This is a genomic window from Dermacoccus sp. UBA1591 (genome assembly GCF_002322065.1).
GTDB classification, from domain to species: domain Bacteria; phylum Actinomycetota; class Actinomycetes; order Actinomycetales; family Dermatophilaceae; genus Dermacoccus; species Dermacoccus nishinomiyaensis.
The window spans coordinates 1-3,724 of sequence record NZ_DCNR01000080.1 but is presented as its reverse complement, the minus strand read 5'-3'; the positions used below and the strand labels follow the sequence as shown (position 1 = coordinate 3,724).

At 65.0% G+C, this 3,724-nt stretch carries 5 protein-coding genes and 1 pseudogene; 4 read left to right on the top strand and 2 right to left on the bottom strand.

The features are described 5' to 3' along the window. The 4 genes from B2284_RS08385 to B2284_RS14480 all read left to right on the top strand — a co-directional run. On the top strand, nucleotides 1–289 hold a 289-nt coding region (locus B2284_RS08385), incomplete at its 5' end, for a VOC family protein (RefSeq protein ID WP_286697385.1). Nucleotides 290–606: 317 nt separating this feature from the next. Continuing rightward, nucleotides 607–1,710, top strand: a complete 1,104-nt coding sequence (locus B2284_RS08380; protein WP_074040747.1) for a permease — start codon at nucleotides 607–609, stop codon at nucleotides 1,708–1,710. A gap of 272 nt (nucleotides 1,711–1,982) precedes the next feature. Beyond that, a complete protein-coding gene (locus tag B2284_RS08375; RefSeq protein ID WP_074040746.1) occupies nucleotides 1,983–2,531 on the top strand; it encodes a GNAT family N-acetyltransferase in 549 nt (182 codons plus the stop codon). A 126-nt stretch (nucleotides 2,532–2,657) separates the two neighbouring features. Beyond that, a complete protein-coding gene (locus B2284_RS14480; protein WP_083603946.1) occupies nucleotides 2,658–2,990 on the top strand; it encodes a GNAT family N-acetyltransferase in 333 nt (110 codons plus the stop codon). Between the two features lie 11 nt (nucleotides 2,991–3,001). Here B2284_RS14480 and B2284_RS08370 read toward each other — a convergent pair. Together B2284_RS08370 and B2284_RS08365 are read right to left on the bottom strand one after the other, a co-directional pair. Continuing rightward, a pseudogene (locus B2284_RS08370) lies at nucleotides 3,002–3,307 on the bottom strand (integrase core domain-containing protein); the annotation flags it as partial. A 17-nt stretch (nucleotides 3,308–3,324) separates the two neighbouring features. Further along, the coding region (locus B2284_RS08365) for an integrase core domain-containing protein (RefSeq protein WP_286697384.1) at nucleotides 3,325–3,724 on the bottom strand (400 nt) is incomplete at its 5' end.

Genomic DNA, 3,724 nt, shown 5'->3' with positions numbered 1-3,724 from the left:
GGTCGGCCCGGCCGATGCCCCGCACAGCCGCATCCAGCTGCTCGCGCCGCTGTCGCCGGAGTCGAGCATCGCGAAGTTCCTCGACCACTCCGGCCCCGGCATGCAGCAGCTCGCCTACCGCGTCCGCGATCTCGACGCCGTGTGCGCGACGCTGCGCGAGCGCGGCATGCGGTTGCTCTACGACGCGCCGAAGATCGGCACCGGCGGCAGCCGCATCAACTTCATCCACCCCAAGGATGCCGGCGGCGTGCTCGTCGAACTCGTCGAGCCGGCGGCTGAAGGACACTGAGGCAGCCCATCGTTTCTACCCCAAGGCTCGGCGTCGTATCAAAACGTTCGTTTGAGCTACGTCGCGGTGGGTGTGCGTAGCTCGTCAGGTGCTGCTGCCCCGGAGGGGTGTGACGTGTTCAGGCGTGCAGCGTCGTCGCCCGACGACCGTGCCCCGCAAAGGCTGCGCCGAGGCAAGCGGCGCGGACAGTGTGCTGGAACGTGCGTATACGGCGGGACTACCGTAGTGACGGCGACGGACATGGCGCTACGCAGCTTCACGCGTTTCGCTTGGCCAGGGCGCCGCAAGAATCTCACGCCCGATGACACGAAGGAAACATGCTGGTGAGCACTCTTTCCACCTCAGACGCCCATCTCGACTCGGGCCGTGATGGACGCCAAGGCCCGAGTCGTAGCGTGACCATCGTGGGGGTAGGCCTGACCCTCGTAATCGTTGTGATCGGGCTGGCGTGGGCCAAGTGGATCCCGTATGACGACAAAGCTCACGCCCTCGCGAAATCGGGTGCGTGGAGTGGCAAGGCCATCTTCGGCGAGGCCGGCCACCCCGGTGACGCGCCAAGCTGGCATGGAGCCCTCGATTTCACCCGCGCCTACGTCAAAGCCGTGTGGAAGGCCGCGCTCGTCGCGATCTTGGTGGCCTCAGCACTCGAAGCATTCATCCCGAAACGGCTCCTGTTGAACGCCATGAGCCGCCGCAGCTCATGGGGCCAAGGCCTCAGTGGCGGGCTACTCGCCCTGCCGAGCATGATGTGTACCTGCTGTACCGCGCCGGTGGCAATCGGTTTGCGTCGCCGCGGTGCACCCGCGGGTGCGGTGATGGCGTACTGGCTCGCTAACCCGCTACTCAACCCCGCTGTCATGCTTTTCCTCGGTCTGACGATGTCCTGGCAAGTGGTCTCCACCCGCGCCGTCGTCGGCGTCGTCGTCGTCCTGGGTGCCGCCTTCATTGCTCAACGTCAAGCACGCGAGGTCGATGCCGACGAACTCGTCGACGTCGACCACGACCCGCAGGGCGTCGCTGACATGCCGTGGCGCTTCGCTAAAGCCCTCACGCGTTATGTCGCCATCGTTGTGCCTGAGTACCTGATCCTCGTCGCACTGACCGGTTTGTTCTCCGGGTGGCTGTCCGACTTCACCCACCTAGGGAACGGGTCTGGCCTTCTGGCCTTGCTCCTCGTCGGTGTGGTCGGCGCCCTGCTCGTCATCCCCACCGGTGGGGAGATTCCCGTCGTCGCCGGTTTGAGTGCCGCCGGCGCGAGTCTTGGTGTTGCGGGGGTTCTGCTCATCACCTTACCGGCGCTCAGCATCCCGTCGCTGGTCATGGTGGCACGCAGCTTCGGCACTCGGACCACCATGAGCGTCATCGCTTGGGTCATCGCCGGGGGGCTGTTGTCAGCCGCTTTGCTCACCGCCCTCACCTGAGGGCCGCAGGCGGGGTGTAGCAGCCAGGGACGGGATCACTGAGATCAGGGATGCTGATGCGAAAACGGTGGGTTGAGCCACCAGGTCGACCCGATGGTGCAAAAACCTTCGTTTGAGCCACACGTTCTGCGTGGCGAGCAACGCGGCGCTCCACCGGTCGAGCCGCTGACGTGGCTGCTGGGCGGTGAGGTGGGTGAGGCCGATGCCATGGTAGTTGGGCAGCCAGGTCTCCACGACGGGGTCGGCCTGGGCCGCGGTGGGAGGATCGCTCTATGCCCACTCAGCCCTCATGGCCGCTTCGCACTGAGCGCCTAGCGCTGCGCCGCTACCGTTCCGACGACGTGGGATGGATGGCGTCCCTTTACGCTCGCCCCGATGTCGCGCGCTTCCTTCTCGAAGACCCCTGGACGCCCCAGCAGGCGCAGGAGAACCTGACCAAACGCATGACGAAGAACGGTCTCGAGGGGCCATCTGGTGCGCTGTCGCTCACTATCGACAAGGGCGAGCAGAGCATTGGCGACGTCAGCGTGTGGTTCACCGACCAGCCCCACCACGTCGCAGAGATCGGATGGGTGCTCGACCCCAGCCACGGTGGCCACGGGTATGCCCGCGAGGCCGTTCGCGCGGTCATCCGCTTTGCCTTCGTTGAGTACGCCCTGCACCGTCTCGTTGCGCAGATGGATGCCCGAAATGAGGCATCGGCGCGTCTGGCGGCGTCAGTGGGAATGAGGCAAGAGGCCCATCACCTGCAGGACTGCTGGAGCAAGGGCGAATGGACTGACACTCTCATCTTTGCGCTGCTCTCTACAGATCCGCGCTGACTCACCGCGTGATGGCGGGCCAAGAGCCAGTGGGGAGCGTAGAGCAGAGTCCGTCGTTTCAGCTGCGCCAGGAACATCCGTCGCTGGGCCCCTGCGACGTCACAGTGATGGGCGTAGCGTCGAGTCATGGCAAGCGTTCGCCCTGCTCGCGTGGATGACGGGCCGCGTCTGGCCGAGATCGACCACGCTTGCTGGTCGCCGATGACCGATCCGGGGAGTCACTGGAGCCCGGGTCGCCCCTTCTTCGGAGTGCCGACAGGAACGCTCGTCGACGAAGTTCTGGTCGCTGCTGAAGGTGATGAAGTGCTGGGGTTCATCAAGATTCGACGAGAACCTAGTGAGTTCGGCCAGTGGTATGTGGGTGGGCTCGGTGTGGCACCTATCGCCCGCCGTCAAGGCCTAGCGCGGAAGCTCATACACGCTGCACTGACAGCAGGGGACTGCTGCACGATCTGGTGACAGTTGGGGTCTCAGGCCGCGGTAGCGGTCTGGGTGGTCATGATGGTCTCGTACTCGATGGGGGTCAATCGTCCCAGTCGGGCTTGGCGGCGGCGTCGATGGTAGGTCCGTTCGATCCAGGTGACGATGGCGGTCCGTAGCTGCTCGCGGGTGGCCCAGGGGCGGCGGTTCAGGACGTTCTTCTGCAGCAGTGCCCAGAAGCTCTCGATGGCCGCGTTGTCGGCACAGGTCGCGACGCGGCCCATGCTCCCGCGCAGCCCGTTGCGGTGCAGGGCGGCCACGAACTTCCTTGATCTGAACTGCGATCCACGGTCAGTGAATCGCCCCGGGTTTGTTAGAGGCTGAGTAATGCCGTTTCGGCGGGCGCCGCAACGGTGTGCTGCTGATCGTAGTAAGCCTGCTCGAACTCGACCGGCGGGACGAGCCCGATCTCGCCGTGCAAGCGCTTGTGGTTGAACCAGTCGACGTACTCCGCGATCGCGATCTCCAACTCGTCGATGTTCTTCCACGGGCCACGGTTTCGCACGAGTTCAGCCTTGAACAACGAGTTGAACGCCTCCGCCAGGGCGTTGTCGTACGAATCGCCCGTCGATCCGACGGACGCGACCGCACCGGCCTCACCAAGACGCTGCGTGTAGCGAACTGCGACATACTGAACGCCCCTGTCGCTGTGGTGCCTCAGCCCCGTCACGTCCTGCCCGTCACGTTGACGGGTCCACAACCCCATGTCCAGG